Annotated in this window: 2 protein-coding genes; both read left to right on the top strand. The window is 73.1% G+C overall.

The features are described 5' to 3' along the window. A partial coding sequence (locus ACTWLT_RS31500; RefSeq protein ID WP_445321488.1) for a glycosyltransferase family protein occupies nt 1-682 on the top strand: 682 nt, incomplete at its 5' end. Then, on the top strand, nt 667-1,476 hold an 810-nt coding region (locus ACTWLT_RS31495; protein ID WP_445321487.1), incomplete at its 3' end, for a glycosyltransferase. The genes ACTWLT_RS31500 and ACTWLT_RS31495, both read left to right, overlap by 16 nt.

Genomic DNA, 1,476 nt, shown 5'->3' with positions numbered 1-1,476 from the left:
GGGCGACGTGCCGAACACCCGCCACCCCATGGCCGACCAGGCCGACCTGCTCATCGCCCACGTCACCGGCTTCAACCAGCTCTTCTGGGACACCGGCACCGCCCGCACCACCGTCATCGACCACGGCATCGTCACCCCCACCGCCACCTACACCGGCGAACTCGACCGCCTCGCCGTGGTGATCAACGAGCCGGTCCGGCGGGGCCGGGTCACCGGCACCGACCTGCTGGCCCGGTTCGCCGAGATCGCGCCACTGGACGTCTACGGCATGGGAGTCGCCGGCCTCGCCGACCACCTCGGCCTACCAGACGACCGGCTCACCAGCCACGACGACGTACCGCAGGAGCGGATGCACGCCGAACTCGCGCGACGACGCGCGTACCTGCACCTGTGCCGGTGGACCTCCCTCGGGCTTAGCCTCATCGAGGCCATGTCCATCGGCATGCCCGTCGTCGCCCTCGCCACCACCGAGGCCGTGACGGCGGTGCCCCCGGAGGCGGGAGCCCTCGCCACCCGGGTGGACACCCTGCTCGACGCCGCCCGCCGGTTCATGGCCGAACCGGAGGCCGCGCGTCAGGCCGGCGCGGCGGCACAGGCCGCCGCGCGTGACAGGTACGGCCTCGACCGTTTCCTCGCTGACTGGGACCGGCTGCTGGAGGAGGAAGTATGCGGATCGCGATGATCTCGGAGCACGCCAGCCCGCTCGCCGTCCTCGGAGGGGAGGACGCCGGCGGCCAGAACACGCACGTCGCGGAACTGTCCGCCGCGCTCGCCGCCGCCGGACACGAGGTGAAGGTCTACACCCGCCGCGACGCGCCCGACCTGCCGGTGACCGTCCGCAGCCCCGACGGGTACGACGTGGTGCACGTACCGGCCGGTCCGGCCGAGCCGGTGGCCAAGGACGCGCTGCTGCCGCACATGCGCGACTTCAGCCACTGGCTGATCGAGCGGTGGCGGGACGGGTCCTGGGTGCCCGAGGTGATCCACGCGCACTTCTGGATGAGTGGCCTGGCCGCGCTGACCGCCGGTCGGCAGACCGGGGTGCCGGTGGTGCAGACGTACCACGCGCTGGGCACCGTGAAGCGCCGCTATCAGGGCGTGCAGGACACCAGCCCGGCCCGGCGGGTGTCCTACGAGCGCGAGTTGGGCCGCTCGGTGGACCGGGTGGTCGCGCAGTGCCGCGACGAGGTCGGCGAGCTGGTCCGGATGGGGGTGCCCCGGTCCCGGATGACCGTCGTGCCCTCCGGCGTCAACCTCTCCACGTTCTCCCCGTTCGGGCCCGCCGCGGACCGCGAGCCCGGTCAGGCACGGATCCTGACGGTGGGCCGGCTGGTCGAGCGCAAGGGCTTCCAGACGGTGGTCCGCGCGATGGAGCTGGTCCCGGACGCCGAGTGCGTGGTGGTCGGTGGCCCTCCCGAAGGGCTGCTGGAGACCGACCCGTACGCGCGGCGGTTGCGGGCGCTGGCCGAGTCGTGT

The sequence above is a fragment of the Micromonospora yongxingensis genome, from assembly GCF_052601155.1.
The sequence above is the reverse complement of the archived record's forward strand: the minus strand, read 5'-3'. Positions and strand labels throughout refer to the sequence as shown.